General features: G+C 46.2%; 18 protein-coding genes, 1 pseudogene and 1 riboswitch. Of the genes and pseudogenes, 10 read left to right on the top strand and 9 right to left on the bottom strand.

The genetic code is table 11. The features are described from left to right. Nucleotides 1-6 precede the first annotated feature (6 nt). On the bottom strand, nt 7-1,653 hold the full coding sequence (gene treC / locus EPH95_RS14035) for an alpha,alpha-phosphotrehalase (RefSeq protein WP_142090683.1): 1,647 nt from the start codon (nt 1,651-1,653) through the stop codon (nt 7-9). A 93-nt stretch (nt 1,654-1,746) separates the two neighbouring features. Continuing rightward, complete coding sequence (treP, locus tag EPH95_RS14040) at nt 1,747-3,177, bottom strand: PTS system trehalose-specific EIIBC component (protein ID WP_142090684.1); 1,431 nt, start codon at nt 3,175-3,177, stop codon at nt 1,747-1,749. Between the two features lie 229 nt (nt 3,178-3,406). Here treP and EPH95_RS14045 point away from each other — a divergent pair, with 229 nt between their 5' ends. From EPH95_RS14045 to EPH95_RS14055, 4 genes are all read left to right on the top strand, one after another. Further along, entirely contained in the window at nt 3,407-3,901 is a 495-nt protein-coding gene (locus tag EPH95_RS14045) for a PTS sugar transporter subunit IIA (RefSeq protein ID WP_142090685.1), read from the top strand. Between the two features lie 196 nt (nt 3,902-4,097). Continuing rightward, nucleotides 4,098-4,247, top strand: a complete 150-nt coding sequence (locus EPH95_RS18925) for a hypothetical protein (protein WP_160141628.1) — start codon at nt 4,098-4,100, stop codon at nt 4,245-4,247. Between the two features lie 145 nt (nt 4,248-4,392). Continuing rightward, a complete protein-coding gene (locus EPH95_RS14050) occupies nt 4,393-4,845 on the top strand; it encodes a DUF2269 family protein (RefSeq protein WP_142090686.1) in 453 nt (150 codons plus the stop codon). 7 nt (nt 4,846-4,852) lie between these two features. Beyond that, nucleotides 4,853-5,260: a YbaN family protein gene (locus tag EPH95_RS14055; protein ID WP_142090687.1), complete on the top strand. Its 408-nt coding sequence runs from the start codon at nt 4,853-4,855 to the stop codon at nt 5,258-5,260. On the opposite strand, the gene modB is transcribed toward EPH95_RS14055, so the two are convergent. The 3 genes from modB to EPH95_RS14070 are packed head-to-tail and all read right to left on the bottom strand — an operon-like array spanning nt 5,219 to nt 6,871. Next, nucleotides 5,219-5,869: a molybdate ABC transporter permease subunit gene (gene modB, locus EPH95_RS14060; protein ID WP_142090688.1), complete on the bottom strand. Its 651-nt coding sequence runs from the start codon at nt 5,867-5,869 to the stop codon at nt 5,219-5,221. The two genes, EPH95_RS14055 and modB, sit on opposite strands and share 42 nt — an antisense overlap. Further along, complete coding sequence (gene modA / locus EPH95_RS14065) at nt 5,866-6,669, bottom strand: molybdate ABC transporter substrate-binding protein (RefSeq protein ID WP_227004154.1); 804 nt, start codon at nt 6,667-6,669, stop codon at nt 5,866-5,868. Before modA ends, modB begins: the two co-directional genes overlap by 4 nt. Next, nucleotides 6,644-6,871: a group-specific protein gene (locus EPH95_RS14070; protein WP_142090690.1), complete on the bottom strand. Its 228-nt coding sequence runs from the start codon at nt 6,869-6,871 to the stop codon at nt 6,644-6,646. The genes modA and EPH95_RS14070 overlap by 26 nt, the downstream gene beginning before the upstream one ends. A gap of 88 nt (nt 6,872-6,959) precedes the next feature. Here EPH95_RS14070 and EPH95_RS14075 point away from each other — a divergent pair, with 88 nt between their 5' ends. The 5 genes from EPH95_RS14075 to EPH95_RS14095 all read left to right on the top strand — a co-directional run bounded on the left by EPH95_RS14075 (nt 6,960) and on the right by EPH95_RS14095 (nt 11,216). Then, nucleotides 6,960-7,670 (top strand): aspartate/glutamate racemase family protein, encoded by a 711-nt coding sequence (locus tag EPH95_RS14075; RefSeq protein ID WP_227003922.1) that lies wholly within the window; start codon nt 6,960-6,962, stop codon nt 7,668-7,670. A gap of 282 nt (nt 7,671-7,952) precedes the next feature. Beyond that, nucleotides 7,953-8,483, top strand: a complete 531-nt coding sequence (locus EPH95_RS14080; RefSeq protein ID WP_142090691.1) for a hypothetical protein — start codon at nt 7,953-7,955, stop codon at nt 8,481-8,483. Nucleotides 8,484-8,568: 85 nt separating this feature from the next. Beyond that, on the top strand, nt 8,569-9,375 hold the full coding sequence (locus tag EPH95_RS14085) for a uroporphyrinogen-III synthase (protein WP_160141776.1): 807 nt from the start codon (nt 8,569-8,571) through the stop codon (nt 9,373-9,375). A 92-nt stretch (nt 9,376-9,467) separates the two neighbouring features. After that, a complete protein-coding gene (locus tag EPH95_RS14090; protein ID WP_319592783.1) occupies nt 9,468-10,388 on the top strand; it encodes an RpnC/YadD family protein in 921 nt (306 codons plus the stop codon). A 51-nt stretch (nt 10,389-10,439) separates the two neighbouring features. Beyond that, nucleotides 10,440-11,216, top strand: a complete 777-nt coding sequence (locus EPH95_RS14095; protein WP_142090693.1) for a sirohydrochlorin chelatase — start codon at nt 10,440-10,442, stop codon at nt 11,214-11,216. A 200-nt stretch (nt 11,217-11,416) separates the two neighbouring features. Here EPH95_RS14095 and EPH95_RS14100 read toward each other — a convergent pair whose 3' ends face one another. Both EPH95_RS14100 and tenA read right to left on the bottom strand, forming a co-directional pair. Next, complete coding sequence (locus EPH95_RS14100; RefSeq protein ID WP_142090694.1) at nt 11,417-11,803, bottom strand: DoxX family protein; 387 nt, start codon at nt 11,801-11,803, stop codon at nt 11,417-11,419. 268 nt (nt 11,804-12,071) lie between these two features. Further along, nucleotides 12,072-12,740, bottom strand: coding sequence for a thiaminase II (tenA, locus tag EPH95_RS14105; RefSeq protein WP_142090695.1), 669 nt, complete (start codon nt 12,738-12,740; stop codon nt 12,072-12,074). A 379-nt stretch (nt 12,741-13,119) separates the two neighbouring features. Between tenA and EPH95_RS14110 the strand changes: the two genes are divergently transcribed. After that, a complete protein-coding gene (locus EPH95_RS14110) occupies nt 13,120-14,349 on the top strand; it encodes an IS110 family RNA-guided transposase (protein WP_142086371.1) in 1,230 nt (409 codons plus the stop codon). 108 nt (nt 14,350-14,457) lie between these two features. Here the strand turns inward: EPH95_RS14110 and EPH95_RS14115 are convergent, their stop codons facing one another. Further along, on the bottom strand, nt 14,458-15,753 hold the full coding sequence (locus EPH95_RS14115; RefSeq protein ID WP_142090696.1) for an acetylornithine deacetylase: 1,296 nt from the start codon (nt 15,751-15,753) through the stop codon (nt 14,458-14,460). Nucleotides 15,754-15,811: 58 nt separating this feature from the next. Then, a riboswitch (TPP riboswitch) is annotated at nt 15,812-15,914 on the bottom strand. A gap of 155 nt (nt 15,915-16,069) precedes the next feature. Further along, nucleotides 16,070-17,343 (bottom strand): annotated as a pseudogene (locus tag EPH95_RS14120) (L-lactate MFS transporter). Between the last annotated feature and the right edge of the window lie 23 nt (nt 17,344-17,366).

A 17,366-nucleotide genomic window follows, 5' to 3' on the forward strand; every position in this document is an offset into this window, starting at 1 on the left:
TCCCACCTACTCCGTGAAATAAAAAACAAGCGATTCATAAGGAGCAAGCTTCATCGTTGCTCTCAACTCTTGGTTATCTCTATCGTTGCTTAAGAGTAAGGTTGCGTTTTTTTCAAGTAAACCTTCGGGGCAGGAGAACGTTGTTTCCGTTCCGTAAAAATTATTAATGACGAGAAGCGTGTCCTTTTTCCATGTTCGTTTGTACGCGAAAATTTGATCGTCATCCGGAGAAAGGAGTTCATAGTTTCCATAAGTGATGATGTCATATTCTTTGCGTAATCGAATTAATTTTTTATAGTGATAAAAAATAGAGTTTGGATTCGAAATTGCCTTTTCTGCATTTATTTCTTTGTAATCCGCATTTACATCGATCCACGGTGTTCCAGTCGTAAACCCGGCATATGGGCTGTTATTCCATTGGACGGGCGTGCGAGCGTTGTCACGGGATTTTTCTTTTAAAATCGCCAAAACGGTTTCTTCACGCACCCCATTTTGGAGGAGTTTCTCGTACATATTGTGGGATTCTACATCTCGGTAACGGGAAATATCATCAAATTTCGGGTTTGTCATGCCGAATTCTTCGCCTTGATAGATGTATGGGGTCCCTTGCATCATATGGATCGTAGTCGCCAGCATTTTGGCGGATTTACCATGATACGCTTGTTCATTGCCAAAACGGCTTACAACGCGCGGTTGGTCATGATTGCACCAAAAAAGTGCGTTCCAGCCCCCGCCTTCATGCATGCGCACCTGCCACTCGGAAAGAATGTTTTTCAGTGATTGGAAATTAAAATCAGCGAGTGCCCATTTTTCCCCGTTCGGATAATCGACTTTTAAATGATGAAATTGAAACGTCATGCTCAGTTCCTGGCGACTGGGATTGGAATATTTAATGCAATGATCAATGGATGTGGATGACATTTCCCCGACAGTCATACTGTCATAATTGGCCAAAACTTCCCGGTTCATTTCATGCAAATATTCATGTACTCGAGGACCATCTGTGTAAAATTTTCGTCCATCCCCGGAAGAATCATTAAGAAACCGTTGATCCTTGGAAATGAGATTTATGACATCAAGCCTGAACCCATCGATGCCTTTTTCAAACCAAAAGGTCATCATATCATAAATGTGTTTTCGAAGTGCTTCATTTTCCCAGTTCAGGTCAGCTTGTGTAACATCAAACAAGTGTAAATAGTAATCTTCTGTTGCCTCATTATATTCCCAGGCGTTTCCGCCGAATTTTGATTGCCAATTCGTCGGATCTTCTTTCCAGATATAAAAATCCCGGTAACGAGCGTCTCTGGATGTTTTCGCATTTTGAAACCAATTGTGAGACGTGGATGTATGGTTAACGACGAGGTCCATGATTAACCGCATCCCGCGACGGTGGGTTTCGGACAAGAGCTGTTCAAAATCTTCCATCGTTCCATAGTCGGAATTTATGGCATAATAATCGGATATATCATATCCATGGTCATTTTGCGGAGAGGCGTAAATAGGGGTCAGCCATATCACATCCACCCCCAATTCCTTTAAGTAATCGAGTTTTTCGATGATCCCCGGCAGATCTCCCATGCCGTTCCCGGTTGTATCGTTAAAGCTTTTTGGATAAATTTGATAGACGGTTGATCTTCTCCACCATTCTTCCATGTTCCTCACCCCTTGCTTTTATGGTACAGCATCATAACATGTATATACAAGTAATGGAGAAAAGAAACTGTAGGGGGCTACAGTTTCTCAGGATCATTCGTTTAAACTTTTCGGTTTTGCAAGGCGGGCGAAGAGTAACGTTAAAAGAAACGGAACGAGGATGACGATTACCATCCCGATGCCGAATGCACCCCAGCTGCCAATTTGGATCGAAAAGATGCCGGGTACTCCTCCGATACCAACGGACGTGGCAAGAACTTGGTTAATCGTAACAAACATCCCGGCAATGGATGAACCAATAATGGCAAAGATGAACGGGAAGCGAAAACGTAAATTCACCCCGAACAAAGCCGGTTCGGTAATGCCCAGCCAGGCGGATAGACCTGAAGTTCCGGATAAGCCTTTCAGGTTGTTGTTTTTGAAAACAAAATACATGGCAAATGCAGCAGAGCCCTGCGCAATATTGGACAATGCCAAAATCGGCCATAAAAACGTGCCGTCCGCTGCGGTTGTCAGTTGAATGTCTACGGCAAGAAACGTATGGTGCATGCCGGTGATAACGAGCGGCGCGTAAACGGCTCCGTACAGTAACCCTGCGAAGACGGGCAACGTGCCGAAGAGCCAAATAAATCCATCAATAATCGAATTCCCGATGGCAAATGTGATTGGCCCGATCACAATAAAAGCCAAGAAACCTGTGACAAGCAGGGCAATAGGCGCGACTAACAGCAGTTGAATGGAATCGGGAATTCGTTTACGTAAAAACACTTCCAATTTTGCCAGTATAATTCCTGCCACAAAAATCGGCAACACTTGACCTTGGTAACCGATCGCCTGAATTTCCAGACCAAAAATGTTCCATGTCGGAATGCTTTCTCCGGAAGCCACCGCTTCCCCGTACGCATTGGCATCCATCAAATCTGGATGGACCAAAATAAGTCCCATTACAATCCCCAAAAGGGGATTCCCGCCAAAACGCTTCACGGTCGACCAACCAATCAATGCCGGTAAAAACACAAATGCCGTACTGGCGATCACATTAATGATATCCGCGAAGTCGGCCCATTGCGGGTAAACATCAATAATGGAGGCTTCATCGAAAAAGATTCCTTCCCCTGTTAAAAGATTATCGATCCCAAGTAATAACCCTGCGGTTACGATTGCCGGAAGTATCGGGATAAAAACATCTGCCAGCACTTTGATCACACGTTGCAGTAGGTTCCCTTTATTCCCGGCATCTTCTTTGGTTTCCTCTTTTGATTGTTCTTCTCTGCCGGTGATCGCCATCAATTCTTTATATACTTTATCTACAACTCCGTTGCCGAGAATGATTTGTAGTTGTCCATTGGAGTAAAAAGAGCCTTTGACCGCTTCAATATTTTCGAGTTCTTCCGTGTTGACTTTTTCGGTATCGTTGACAACCATGCGAAGACGTGTCACGCAATGTGTTGCCGACGATATGTTTTCTTCCCCGCCTATCTTTTCCAAAACTTGTTCTGCTGTCTTACGATAGGTCGATCCCATAGTAACCCCTCCCACTGGCAACGCTTACATTAACAGCTGTAAACTTGTATATACAAGAACATGTCATGCATGCAGTTTATCTTGTATATACAAATAAGTCAATAAAGGATATTATAATAGTAGGATCTTGTTGTTCCTGTCGAAAAACGGTGTAAACACCATGGTTTATTCCGCCTGTAAGTGGGGGATAAGGATAATACATTAGAAGGAAAAGTGAGGGCTCCGTTGTATGTTCAAAAAGCTATTCAAAAGTAAATCCGATGAAGACACGATCTTCGCGCCAATGTCAGGGAACGTCATCAAGTTGGAAGACGTGCCTGACCCGACCTTTTCAGAGAAAATGATGGGAGAGGGGATTGCTATCGAACCTTCTGATGGGCAGGTTTTGGCACCGGTCAAAGGGAAAGTCGTGCAAGTTTTTCCGACGAAGCATGCGATTGGTATTGAAACAGAGCAAGGCGTAGAAATCTTGATTCATATCGGGCTGGAAACCGTGTCTATGGATGGGGACGGGTTTGAAGGCCATGTGGAAGAGAATGACAAGGTGAAGCCGGGCACGCCGCTCGTTACCTTTGATATGGAAAAGGTGAAGGAAAAAGCGGCCGGCACGATCAGCCCCCTTATTATTACGAATGGACAGGACAATGATCAAATGGAATTCTCGAATGAAACAGAGGTGGAAGCAGGGAAAACAACGCTTTTTACGTATCGAAGGGACTCCTGATGAAGGAGTCTTTTTTCGGTGAAACAGGTTTCATAAGCTGCTCATGACACAATGAATTAGGGTTTGCTGAAATGAAAAAATTCTTTCTGTTACAAGGGGTTTCCCCTGATGTGTAGAAAGAGAAATGCAAGGAAAAATGGCCGCTCACGGCTAAACCTTTGCACCTTATGATCAACATGCGAGGGATGACGCTGCAATGGCGAAGACTCCAGCGGAAAAACGGACGAGCCAAGACCCCGCAGCGCTGATCTTGCGCGAGGAGGCTTGGCCGTTCGTCCGCGGAAAGCGAAGCCATGGAAGCGACATCCCGCCCTTGCGATCAAGTTGTTCAGCAGCCTCGAATTAGAAAAAACTGACATTGAATGGTTCCATGAACTAATAATGAAACCATTCAATGTAAGAAAAAACCAATGAGGGCTTTCATCCGGAACATTCGCTCGGCAATGACGCGATATGGTAAAATGGTCTTGAGAGAAACAGGGAGGCCCACGATGACATTATATGATTGGCTCGTTTTCATTCATATATTTTCCGCGATTGCCGGGTTGGGTCCGGGGTTTGCCATGAGCTTTTTAACCCGTGGCGCGCGGACGATGACGGAGTTAAAGCATGCTTATCGATTGCGTCATCGGTTGCACCTTTTTGTTATGATTGGTGGTTCGTTGCTGCTGGTTACCGGGGTATGGATGGGTGCTTTGCAGCCCTCATTGTTTCAACAAGGGTGGTATGTCACGAGTTTAGCCCTGTTCCTTGTCGCTTTAGCATTCGGTCCATTTGTGTTGAAGCCGCGATCCAAGCCGATTAAAGCGTTGTTAAACGAACATACGGGGGAAGATATCCCGTCGGAATATTTCACGCTTTCCCGGAAAGTGTTTTTCTTTGAACATATCATCAACATCCTCTTTTTAATCATTATTGTGCTGATGATTTTGAAGCCTTTTTAAGTGGGTGATGGCATTGAAAAGGATCATTCTCTCGATATGTGGCTCGCTTTCCGTCGCTTTAGGCGTGTTGGGCATCGTGCTCCCCTTATTGCCGACGACGCCGTTTCTGTTGTTGGCCGCGGCTTGCTACGTTAGAAGTTCGGACAGGTTGTACCATTGGTTAATCACAAATAAACATTTTGGCCCGTATATTAAAAACTACCGTGCCGGTAAAGGGATCCCTTTAAAAGCAAAGGTGATAGCGGTGGTGACTTTATGGGTCTCTTTGGCTTTTACGATCTTTTTTATCATTTCCTTGGTAAGCGTTCAATGGCTGCTGTTTTTGATTGGAGCATGTGTCACAGTGTATATTCTTAAGCAAAAGACGTTATATTTAAGCGAAGCGCCGAACAATGAACAGCAGGCTGAAAGATAAAAGCACAATCACGCTCACCCACGCCCAAGCGAGTGCTGTGTCGCCGGCCTCCAAAGCGGTAAAGATGGCGATCGGCATCGTCTGTGTCTGGCCGGGGATGTTGCCGGCAAACATAAAGGTGGCCCCGAATTCCCCGATCGCCCGGGAAAAGCTTAGAATAAGCCCCGTAACAAGGGAACGGGAGATCAATGGCATCGAAATATGAAAAAATACTTGCCACTCATTGGCCCCGCTTACCCGTGCCGCTTCCTCTATTTCAGGTTCGATGGTTCCCAAACCGGTCTTGATGGCTTGATACATGAATGGAAATCCCACAACGACAGCAACGAGCACAGTTGCGCCCCACGTGAACATCAAGAATTGATCGAAGATAAAATCCATGGCTTGGCCTGCCCACCCGCTTGATCCGAAAATAATAATGAGAAGAAAACCGACAACGGTTGGCGGCAAGACGGTAGGGAGCATAAACAGCGTCTCCACGGCCGTTTTGCCCGGGAAACGCGCGCGAAACATCCAGCGGCCAAGGAGCGTTCCGAGCACAAAGATGATAACGAGCGCGGTGAAAGCGGTTTGGATCGAAATCAGGACCGGGCTCCAAAACTCACTCATTCCTCCAGCCCCCTGTATCCATATGTTTCGTAGACTTCTTTGGCTTCATCACTGATAAGATAATTATAGACCTTCCGAGCGGCCTCCGGGTGATCCGTGTCCTCGACGATGCCGATGGGATATAAAATGTTGGCGTGCAGGTTCGGATCAATCGTCTCCACGATTTCCACCCGATCAGAAGAAGCGGCATCGGTTGCAAAAACAAACCCTGCGTCCACACTGTTTTCTTCATTGTAAGTAAGCACTTGACGCACGCTTCTTGCTTGTACAATGTTGTCATTTAACGCTTCCCACAAACCTAAGTTTTCCAACGTTTCTTTTGCAAACATCCCCGCAGGCACACTTTCAGGCGTTCCGATGGCGATCATTTCCGCTTGCGCCAGGTCTTTGATAGTGTTGATCGGCGCATCCGTTTCCGCGGGTTGGATCAAAACAAGCGCGTTCGTCAGCAAGGACACGGATTGGTCCTGCTTGATTTTATTTGCTTCGACTAGTGCGTTGAAATCCGCTTCCGATGCCGATAAAAAAATATCGAAGGGGGCGCCTTGCTCGATTTGCCGTTGCAATGATCCCGATCCGCCAAATTGAAAGACGACGTCTATGTTTTCCGTGCGGTGATCGATTTCTTTTTCCAATTCCCGAAGGGGATCTTGCATGCTGCTGGCTGCCGCTACTTGTATTTCCGTCGTGTCTTCTTCCTGCATGGAGGTGCAAGCGGCAAGGAGCGTGAGCAATAATATGTAAAGAGAAGCCTTCAGGCGGGGCGGAAGACTTCTAAGCGAGGGCAAGAATTTTTTCATCACGCGTTTTTCGCTCCCGGGTCTCTGCGAGGTCGTATTTTTTCAATAAATGAAAAAGCTCGTTTAACGTTTCCTGATGTTGTTCCTGACGTAACAGGCCGGCGGCTTTATCGTAAATGTTTGCCGGCAAAAAAGGGTGCTGGCTTTCCAATTTTTCTTTGACTTGTTCCGGTGTGTGATCAATTGGGCAAGAAGACGCCATACTGGGTGACACTCCTTTCTTTTTCTTATTATCCCATATGTGGCAATGGCTGAAAAGGTTTCACTGTATGTTAAAATGGAGATAAAGCATGGGAGGAGAGGATTCGATGAAGCGCGCAGGGATTGTCGGCGGTCTTGGGCCGGAATCGACGGTTGATTATTACCAGTCCTTTATCCATAAGTATCAGGAAAACGTAAACAGTCAAAAGGTGCTACCAGAACTATTTATTAACAGCATCAATATGTATAATATTTTTCACTATATTAGTGAAAATCAGATGGATGAATTAATTGAATATGTCGGAGGCGCGGCGCGAAAACTGGAGGATATCGGTGCCGATTTTGTGATCATCGCGGCCAACACGCCGCATATTGTCTTTGATGAGGTTCGCCGGAAAGTCAATGTGCCGATGATCAGCATCGTGGAAGCGACGTATGAGCAGGCGGATGAACGCGGGTTGAAAAATGTAGGTCTTCTTGGCACTAAATTTACAATGGAACATGATTTTTTCAAACAACCGTTTTTAGCAAGCGATAAAAAAATCGTCGTCCCGAGTGAAGGCGAACAAGCGTTTATCCACCAAAAAATCGTGGATGAATTGGAAAACGGCATCGTAAAACAAGATACGAAGGACGCTTTTCTGAAAATCATTAACCGGATGATCTCGGAGGAAGGGCTAGACGGTCTCATTTTAGGCTGTACGGAACTGCCGATGATTCTGAATAAAGACGATGTTGATGTCTCGCTGTTGGATACAATGGATATTCACGTCGATAAAATGGTGGAGCAAGTGCTTTAAAACTGCTCGGGGAGGGCCTTATGCAAGAGTGGGTCGGCCATTGCACTCGTTGCAACAAGGACGTTTATTGTTTTGATGGCTTTTTGAAGGGCGTTTATAAAAAGAACCGCCTTTATTGCTTTGCATGCGATGAGGTGGATAACTATATTTTTGACGAGCAAGACTAAAGTTATGAAGGCAAGTACTGGATTGAATAAATCGGCCGTCTCCAGCCAAAATAACGAAAGTGAGGATCATGTTTTGTCATGGTCCCTTTAAATAAAAAAAGCTGGAGGCGTTCCCATGAGCGAAGTTATTCGTCCTGAAGCAGAAGCTAACGATCGTGCCGTTTCTGAAGAAGTCAGCGAACTGAAACAGCAGCTTAAGCAAATGCAGCAACAACAGCAACAACAAAACCAACAATCGTCCGGCCAGCAATCGTCCGGCCAGCAATCATCCGGTTCACAACCTTCTAACCAGCAGTTGAATTCTTTGTTGCAACAACTGCAGCAGTTCAGTGACCAAACGACCCAACAGAGTCAACAAGCGGATCAGCAACTTCAGCAGTCAATGCAACAGGCCGTAGATATCCTCAGCCAGGGTTTGCAAACCGTACAATCCAATCAAGCGTTAAGTCAGGTGAACCAGGCGTTAAAACAGGCCGAGCAACAACTTGACCAAATCAGCCAACAATCGCAGCAACAGCAACAACAACAAAATATGATGAATCAAATGCAGCAAAATCAACAAAGCCAACAGCCTCAGCAAGGTTCGCAAGGGCAACAGCAAGGAGCTCAAGCGTCTCAATCAGCAGGAAGCCAAAGCTTCCAGTAACCTTTTCGGATAGGCTGTATAGCGTCGTTTTTGGCGTTATACGGCCTTTTGCGTTAATATGAACAAAAAAGCAGGGAGTGGGGAGATGAGACATTTAGAAGGGAAGCACATAGCCTTAACGGCATCACGCAAAACCGAGGAAATGCAGACGCTTTTACATAAACAAGGGGCGACAAGTGATGTACGTTCGATGCAAGGGACAGTAAGGCAAGACAAGGAAACCGTCACCCATCAAATGAAAGAAGATCTGGACTGTGAAGTCAGCTGGTTTATTTTTACAACGGGGATGGGAGTCACTACGCTTTTGGCGTATGCGAACGAAGCGGGGATCGAGGATGATTTTTTAAGAAAAATAAAATCGTCCCGTGTAGCTGCACGCGGGTATAAAACGGTTGCGGCATTAAAAAAAATAGGGGCGGACGTGGACGTACGTTCAGGTGATGGAACAACCGCGGGGTTGAAGAAGCAGCTGGAAGCTATTCGTTTTTCCGGAGAACGCGTAGTTATTCAGCAATACGGCACATCTTCTCCGGTACTGGAGAACTTTTTCGTTGATCAGGATGCAGACATTCAAACGTGGCTGCCTTACATTCATTATGCTCCGGAAAAAGAAGCGGTGGATGTATTTATCCAAGAGTTGGTTGATGAAAAATACGATGCGGTGTGCTTTACGAGTGGATTGCAAGTGAAATCGTTATTTGGCCGAGTGGGTGTCATAGGAGAACGTGAGCGATTATTAGCGCTTTTTGAGAATCGGATGATTGCAACCGCGGTCGGCAAAGTAACCGCGGAGGCGCTCCATGAAGAAGGACTGCAACGTGTCGTTTCGCCAACAACCGAGCGGATGGGCGCGATGATTGTTGAACTCGGACGGTATGTGGCGGAAAAATAAACGGGAACACTTGTTTTATTTTGGTTGGTGGGGTATACTGATTATATAGATGGATGCCACGGTCCACATATCTATTTCTGAAAAGAAAGAATGTGTTAAAATTGATGGAAACGACCGTTGTGCGTGAAAAGCCAACAGTATACCCACGCCATGATCAATTATTCAAACAGTTGCTTCACACATTTTTCGCTGAGTTTTTGGAAGTATTTTTTCCGGAGGTTCATAAGGAGATCGATGTTAATGAAATACGGCCAGTGTCAGAAGAAATGTATACCGATCTGTTTGAAGGTGAACGTAGGCAAGTGGATGTTGTTATTGAAACGACGCTAAAAGGGGACGACACAGTTATTATCATCCATGTTGAGCCTCAGAGCTATGTGGAAGCTAACTTCCATGAAAGGATGTATCATTATTTTAACTTGCTGTATTGGAAATATCGGAAGCCGATTTTGCCGATCGCGGTTTTTAGCTATGGTAAAAATTATGAAGAACAGGATCATTTCAGCATTTCATTCCCATTCTTTCGTGTGTTGTCCTTCCAATTTTTGATGTTGGAATTGCGAAAAAAGAATTGGCGAGAATATTTGGAAACGAACAATCCCGTAGCTGCAGCGCTGCTCAGCAAAATGGGCTATGCCGAGAAAGAAAAAGTACAAGTAAAAAAAGAATTCCTGCGGATGATCATGAACATGAAGTTAGATGCAGCGAAAAGCGCTTTCATCATTGGTTTTTTTGAAAGGTATTTAACGCTAAACAAAAGGGAGGAGGAAGAGCTGATGACGGAAATCGAGCAATTGCCAAATGAAGAAACAGAACACCTAATGCAGTTGTCCAACTCATGGATAGAAAAAGGCATGGAAAAAGGCATGGAAAAAGGTATGGAAAAAGGCAGGGAAGAAGAAAAGAAAAACATCGTCGTGGAGATGCTGAAACAAGGCCTAGCCATAGACCTCATATCGGAAGTAACGAAACTGGATCGGGAAGCAATTGAAGACATAAAAAGGGCTTTGTAAGGTTGTTCTATCAAGTTTGGAGCAGCCTCGTTTTTAGAGAGGTGAGAAGAATTGCAGGCAATTTTATACGTGGGACACGGCAGTCGTGTGAAACAAGGAACTGAGCAGTTTGAAATGTTTATTAACCGAGTTAAAGGAAAATATGAGGAAACCAAGATCCAGGAGATCGCCTTTATTGAGCTTTCGTCTCCGACGATTATGGAAGGGATCTCGTCCTGCGTTCAACGAGGTGCAACGAAGATTGCAGTCGTTCCAGTTTTACTCCTAACCGCCTATCACGCAAATGTGGACATCCCCCGCGAGATAAAAAAAGCAAAAGAAATGCACCCTAATGTTACGTTTTCTTATGGGAGGGCTTTTGGTATTGAAGATGACGTTATCGATGTGGCAGTCGGACGATTGTTGGATGCCGGACTGCCGGAATTGAAAAAAAGCCATGAACGTGAAGATTGTACGGTATTGGTGGTAGGCAGGGGGTCAAGTGACGGAAATCAACCGAGTGACGTCGCGAAAATCGCGCGCCTGATCTATGAAAGAGTTGCCTGCAATAACGTGGAAACGTCCTTTTTGGCCGCCACGACCCCAACGGTCGAGCAGGGCCTAACGAAAGTGGAAAAATTGGAAGCACCGCGTGTGTATGTGTTGCCTTATTTATTGTTTACTGGAGTGCTGATGGAAGAATTGGACGCGATGCTTCGTGCGCGCGAAGGACGAACGAACACAAACTATACCCTTTGTGACTTTCTCGGCTCCGATGATGGATTGAGCGGAGTTTTGGCCAGACGAACAGAAGAAGCATTAAATGATGAAGCGCGTGTATATACATGAGGCCCCCTTTTTATGCTCGAGATGAGGGTGTAGGTGAACGCTTCGGATGATCTGGCCTTTTTACAGATGGCGTGCAGGAAAGTGTTGCAGACGGACGGAAGGAGAAGAAGGTGGCGCTATTAACGGAAATGGCGACACCCGAGTTTTTGCAGGATGAGCAAAGCAAGGAGAAGTTAGGGGAGATAAGGTTTGCTTGCACCCTATCTCCGTCTTCTCTTCGAAAAAATGGAATCCAAAGCTAAAAAACGGCTTCCACTAAGAAGCAGGTGTATGGAAACCACCAGTAAAATGAGATCAAGTTCATATCCGCCTAAAAATCCTTCCGGTAAATTGGCGAAAAAGATGGCTCCAAGCATAATGAAGGTGAATAGGACAGCGACTACTCGTGTTGCAGCTCCCAAAATCATTAACAGACCGCCTACTATTTCAACAAAAGCGACAAGGTAAGCGGTAAATCCTGGAAGCCCCAGACTGGAAAAATATTCGATGGTTTCTTCGATACCCGGCACGAATTTATCCAGCCCATGAAGTAAAAAAGTGAAGCCCACTGTAATACGTAATAAAAATAAACCGATGTGAAATTTCATCCGTATACCTCCGAGCCGAATGATTAAGTAGATAAATCCTAAAATATAGTAACATATTTAGGATAATATTGAAAAGGAAGTTTGCAACGGAGCACGGAGCAGATAGATATAGGAAATGAATGTGAAAAAGCGAAGGCAAAGATCGAGAAGAAGCTCAGCATAATTTTGAGGCTGAAAGGTTATGAACCCTCCAGCCCTGAAAGTGCCAGATTCCACTACAAAAGTGCCAGAATATGCAGGGAAAATGCCAGATTAATACAAGTTCCTCCTACACCGGCCACTTTTCCCGTTTATAAGCCATATCCCAAAACATATATTCATAGCGGCTCGTGTTTAAAAAGATTTCCTCCAGCCGATCCAGTTCTGCCTCCGTTTTTCCTTCAGCGAGTTCATCAAGCTTCCTGATCAGCCAGTAGCCAATTTCTCCAAATTCATCGGAAGCATACATCCGCACCCATTCGCCGTATTGTTCGTGTTCGGTGGCGCCTGGGATTTTCGCGAGTTCAAGGCCAATTTCATAATAGCTCCAGGCGCAAGGCAGGATAGCTGCGATCAGTTCCGCTATGGAACCTTTTTGCGCTTCGGCCATCATGTAACTGCTGTATGCAAGAGTGACAGGCCCGGGAACTGTTGCCTCAAGTTCTTCGCGCGAAATGCCCAGACGTTCGGCATAGGAACGATGAAGATCCATTTCCATATTTAAGGTATCATCGAGGGCTTCCGCGAATCCGGACATCGTTTCTAAATCAGGCGCGAGGGCAGTACCCATAGCCATGACGCGAGAATATTCGATTAAATATTTATAATCTTGAGCCATGAAAAATTTAAAAGATTCAATGTCGAGTGTGCCATGCCCGATGCCTTGCACAAAGGGGTGTTCATGGCTTGCTTTCCAGATTGGGTCTGCGCTTTTTCGAATGCGTTCACTGAATGGCATTAGGTTCTCTCCTCGTATAGTAAGTTTAAGCCCTTCAAATCTTGGGCAAATTCCACAAGATATTTTGTAGATTCATATGGTTTTTCCTTGGATGTCTCTAGATATTTCTAGATAATGATCATAGGATCATTTGGGACAATTCTTTTCTCTCCTGTGGTTCGACCACAACTAAAGACTGTCTCTCAGTGTACGTGCGGCACTTCCTACTCGCAGGCTGAGCCCTCGGCCTCTTGAACTCAGGGGAAGCAGCCCCTGGGGCGGCTTTCAATGCCGATGGAGTTCTGATACACGAGGTTGATGATCGGCGTTCACACTAGAGATATCTCGAGGCGTCCAAAGAACGACCGAATGATTCTACAATGAAAGGAGGAATCCCCCCATGCGAATGTTTGTCGGGCTTGACGTTAGCTCGTTTGATATGAAAGTGTGTGTGCTTGATCAAGAAGGTGATCAGCTTTCGGTTTTTACGGTTTCCAATGACTGGCCGGGTGCCCAGGTGCTCAAAGAACGGTTGCTCGAGCTCTTGGCCGATACAGAGGTTGACATCCTAAAGATCGGTCTGGAGTCCACATCCGTCTACAGTTTTCATCCATCCATGTTCTTGCATGATGACGATGATTTAAAACCCTATGGCGCCCAAGTCTTTGTGATCAATCCGAAGCAGATCGCCAACTTTAAAAAGAGCTTCGCAGACATGAACAAGACCGATGAGATTGACGCCTTTGTGATCGCCGATTATATGCGTTTCGGGCGCAATCAGATGTCCGTTGTCAAAGAAAGCCAATACGTGGCTCTCCAGCAGTTGACACGTTCGCGTTATCACTTGACCAAAGCGATGACGAAAGAGAAACAACACTTCTTGCAGCACTTGGAGTATAAATGCAACACCTTTTCCAAAGAAGTGGATTCATCGGTGTTTGGCCATGCTATGATGGAACTCTTTCTTGAAAAATACAGCCTGGATGAACTTGCCCAGCTTCCGCTTGAGGACCTGGCTCGGTTTCTTCAAGAGAAAGGGAGAAATCGTTTTCCCGATCCGGAAGCTGTCGCCGCATCCATCCAGAAAGCCGTCCGTTCATCGTACCGATTGGACAAAGTGGTCGAAGATTCCATCGATGTACTTTTAGGAACGTCCATTGAGCTCATTCGTTCCTTCCAAAAGCAAATCAAGGCGATCGATCAGTCCATTACTCGAATCATGAAAGGACTGACGCAGACGCTGGAATCAATCCCGGGCATTGGTCCGGTCTTCGCCGCAGGCATCATTGCCGAACTCGGTCAGATTGACCGGTTTCCCGATGAAACAAAAATAGCTAAATATGCGGGACTGTACTGGCGAAAACACCAGTCCGGGCGGTTTACCGCCGAAGATACTTCACTGACACGTCAAGGGAACCATTATTTGCGTTATTACCTCGTTGAAGCCGCCAACTCGGTACGAAGGCAAATTCCGGAATACCAAGTCTTTTATCAGAAGAAGTATCAAGAAGTCCCGAAACATCAACACAAACGTGCACTCGTGCTCACGGCAAGAAAACTCGTGCGATTGGTGGATGCGCTGCTACGCAAAAACCAACTCTTTACGCCAGAAAGGGGCGTGAACCTCTGACCGACATCGGCTGAGGGCTAGCCTTTCATTTTACCAGTATTTTACATTTTATTACTGGTGTTGTTCAGTGCGCGCTTTTTTCGCCTAAATGTCCTTTGACAACTTCATTTACTGTGATTTTGAACTTGACATATTACCGCAGGTCTTTGGGTGGTTGCACCACTTTACGATGAAGCAGAGCAGTGTTTTCGTGTAGTCCAGCAATTGATCGATATCCATTTGTTCATTAACGGCATGTGCATGTTCCAATTTACCGGGACCGTAGCATACCGTGGAGATGCCGGCTTCGGCGAGCCAACCGCCGTCATTGACGGATGGGGACATGGATATTCTTGCCGGTTGTGAAAAAACCTTTTCATGCGCTTCCTTCAAGTCATCGACAGCAAGGTGTTCTTCATCAATAGAAAAAGAAGGAAATACCTCGCCGCGCTCTTCAATCATCGAAGCGCCGCCCCATTCAAACGTTGGGGGATGATTTTTCATCCAGAGATCCGCTTTTGCCGTTGCCAGCAGATGGTCTTCGATTTCTTTTGCTACGGAGGCTGCATTTTCATCTGGATAAAAATGAACGGTGATCCAGAGCCGGCATTCGTCTGCCACAAAAGCGGCGTGACGTCCGCCTTCAATAACCGCCGGGTTAATGGTGTTTGTCCCTGGGGCAAAGCCAGGATAGGATTTGTTAACGGCCCAATCGCGTTCCAATTCTTGTAGAGCGGTAATCAGTTTGTTCATTTTTTCGATGGCACTTGCCGCGCGCAAACCACCGCCGGCGTGCACCATACGATGGCGCGTCCCGTCATGATGGGTTGTGGGACTTTTAACCGTTACCCAACCCGTGACTACACCGCCTTGCCCGTGAATCTCGCAATCACTCGTGTCGGCAACGAGGGCGAAATCTGCGCTGTATCCGCGTTCGCAACACTGTTTTGTGCCGGCTTCTCCGACTTCCTCACCGATCACGGATTGCAACAACACATCGCCGGGGAGTTCAACGTTGTTTTCATGCAACAGCTGAAGCGCGAACAGACAGGCGGCTACTCCTCCTTTCATGTCCGCTGCACCGCGCCCGTGAAGCATTCGGTCTCGTACGGCTGCTTTAAACGGAGCTGTTTCCCAGTCTTCATCCTCTTCCACGGAAGCTACGTCTACGTGCCCGTTTAATATCAAACTGTTAAAGTTACTTGGTTCAGTGCCTTTTTTCGAGCCAACAACATTCGGATCCCCGGGATAAACTTCCCATTGGTCTACCTCAAAACCTATGGACCGAAGTTTTTCGGCGATGCGGTTTTGAATGCCCTCCGTGTTTCGGGCCGGGGGCGCGGGCGTGCGAAACGCGATTAAGTCCGAAAGCAAGCTGATAAGCTCATCCTCACGCTCTTCCACTTGTTGAATAAGCGCTTCCATCTTTTTTCACCTCCAAAACAAAAACCACTTCCTCAGGGAAGTGGTCGCGATAGACGATAGATGTCATCCGCCACTTCCCTACGCCAGTGCGAACTGGATCAGGTGGATAAGGGTCGAGGCTGCGCCTCTCTCAGCTTATAAAAGCACCCCTAGTGGTTTTGTGAATGATATTAATTTTTTCACTTAAAGTATAGCATTATCCTGGAAAATAATCCAGCATATTTCATGCCTTATTTGCCAAGCGAAATATACACTTTGAAAGTTGCAAGGTTGTAAGGGTACGTTCAAGTTACGTGCGTAAAACGGCTCCTAACATTCATGACGTGCTCCCACTGGCTCCCTGCTGCTGATTGCGAATGCGTTTGATATTAAAATGCATCAGGATCGACATCACAAGCGCAACCCCTAGCAAAAAGATAAATAGGACGAAGGCGCCTGTATAATCAGCGGTAGCCCCAACGATAGCCGACACAGCCATCGGTCCGAAAACACCTGCCATCGCCCAGGATGTCAGCGTATACCCATGAATTGCTCCCAGCTGTTTTGTGCCGAATAAGTCGCCGATGTAGGCCGGCAAACAGGCAAAGCCGCCCCGTAACATGTCATGATAATAAATAAGAGGATCGCGAACATGATTTCATTGGTGGTGATCGGAAGGAGAATGAATGCGCCCAATTGCAAGACGAAGAAGATGATATACGTGTTGGTTCGCCCTATATAATCAGAAGCACTGGCCCAGCCGATTCTCCCGAAACCGTTGAAAAAACCCATGATGCCGACAATGGTCGCCGCGGCGGCTGAAGTCGCCCCCGTGATTGTCTGCGTCATGCTTGATGCGACGGCGAGAAGCATGATGCCCGCGGAAATGTTGATAAACATCATTCCCCACAGCAAATAAAAACGGAATGTTTTCAAAGATTGTCGGGCGTTAAGTTGGGCGAGGTCTTCTTGAGAATCTTTTTTCTTCTTCTCTTTATTCTTTTGTTCTTGCTTTTTCATGCCTGCTGGTTCCCATCCTTCCGGGGGAGGAGCGATGTAGCTGGCACCGGCAAACATTAGGATGAGATAGGCAACTCCCAATGTGTAGAAGGTCGCGGGAATACTGATCATTCCCATCAACCATTCGGCAACGGGACTGGTAATAAGCGCACCGGATCCAAAACCTAACACGGCCATTCCCGTTGCAAGTCCACGTCTGTCCGGAAACCATTTAACGAGTGTGGATACGGGTGATATGTAGCCAATTCCGAGACCTACCCCACCTATGACACCGTAAAAAAGAACAAAGAGAGGCAAGCTTTCCATTTGGATGCCGAAACCTGCGCCTAACGTTCCCGTGCCAAAAAGAACGGCTGCGATCATGGCGGATTTGCCGGGACCGTTACGCTCGACAAATTTTCCGAGAAATGCGGCGGACATCCCAAGAAAAAAGATCGCTGTCGTAAAGGCAAAGGTTACGGCCCCAATGTCCCAGCCAAGTGACTCATTCAAGGGATTTTGGTACACGCTATAGGCATAGACGGATCCGATCGACAAATGAATGGCAATGGCTGATAAAGCAATCAACCAACGATTTTTATGAGCTCTCAAAACGTATACTTCCTTTCATCATA

The sequence above is a fragment of the Salicibibacter halophilus genome, assembly GCF_006740705.1.
Lineage (GTDB): Bacteria > Bacillota > Bacilli > Bacillales > Marinococcaceae > Salicibibacter > Salicibibacter halophilus.

What these genes read in the sequence shown, in the direction of transcription:
- treP (WP_142090684.1), bottom strand. Translation starts at nt 3,177, where the DNA reads ATGGGATCGACCTATCGTAAGACAGCAGAACAAGTTTTGGAAAAGATA.
- EPH95_RS14115 (WP_142090696.1), bottom strand. Translation starts at nt 15,753, where the DNA reads ATGGAAGCGCTTATTCAACAAGTGGAAGAGCGTGAGGATGAGCTTATC.
- EPH95_RS18925 (WP_160141628.1), top strand. Translation starts at nt 4,098, where the DNA reads ATGGCGAAGACTCCAGCGGAAAAACGGACGAGCCAAGACCCCGCAGCG.
- EPH95_RS14050 (WP_142090686.1), top strand. Translation starts at nt 4,393, where the DNA reads ATGACATTATATGATTGGCTCGTTTTCATTCATATATTTTCCGCGATT.
- tenA (WP_142090695.1), bottom strand. Translation starts at nt 12,740, where the DNA reads ATGCCATTCAGTGAACGCATTCGAAAAAGCGCAGACCCAATCTGGAAA.
- EPH95_RS14055 (WP_142090687.1), top strand. Translation starts at nt 4,853, where the DNA reads ATGGCATTGAAAAGGATCATTCTCTCGATATGTGGCTCGCTTTCCGTC.
- treC (WP_142090683.1), bottom strand. Translation starts at nt 1,653, where the DNA reads ATGGAAGAATGGTGGAGAAGATCAACCGTCTATCAAATTTATCCAAAA.
- EPH95_RS14075 (WP_227003922.1), top strand. Translation starts at nt 6,960, where the DNA reads ATGGGAGGAGAGGATTCGATGAAGCGCGCAGGGATTGTCGGCGGTCTT.
- EPH95_RS14045 (WP_142090685.1), top strand. Translation starts at nt 3,407, where the DNA reads ATGTTCAAAAAGCTATTCAAAAGTAAATCCGATGAAGACACGATCTTC.
- EPH95_RS14080 (WP_142090691.1), top strand. Translation starts at nt 7,953, where the DNA reads ATGAGCGAAGTTATTCGTCCTGAAGCAGAAGCTAACGATCGTGCCGTT.
- EPH95_RS14085 (WP_160141776.1), top strand. Translation starts at nt 8,569, where the DNA reads ATGAGACATTTAGAAGGGAAGCACATAGCCTTAACGGCATCACGCAAA.
- modB (WP_142090688.1), bottom strand. Translation starts at nt 5,869, where the DNA reads ATGAGTGAGTTTTGGAGCCCGGTCCTGATTTCGATCCAAACCGCTTTC.
- EPH95_RS14110 (WP_142086371.1), top strand. Translation starts at nt 13,120, where the DNA reads ATGCGAATGTTTGTCGGGCTTGACGTTAGCTCGTTTGATATGAAAGTG.
- EPH95_RS14100 (WP_142090694.1), bottom strand. Translation starts at nt 11,803, where the DNA reads ATGAAATTTCACATCGGTTTATTTTTATTACGTATTACAGTGGGCTTC.
- modA (WP_227004154.1), bottom strand. Translation starts at nt 6,669, where the DNA reads ATGAAAAAATTCTTGCCCTCGCTTAGAAGTCTTCCGCCCCGCCTGAAG.
- EPH95_RS14070 (WP_142090690.1), bottom strand. Translation starts at nt 6,871, where the DNA reads ATGGCGTCTTCTTGCCCAATTGATCACACACCGGAACAAGTCAAAGAA.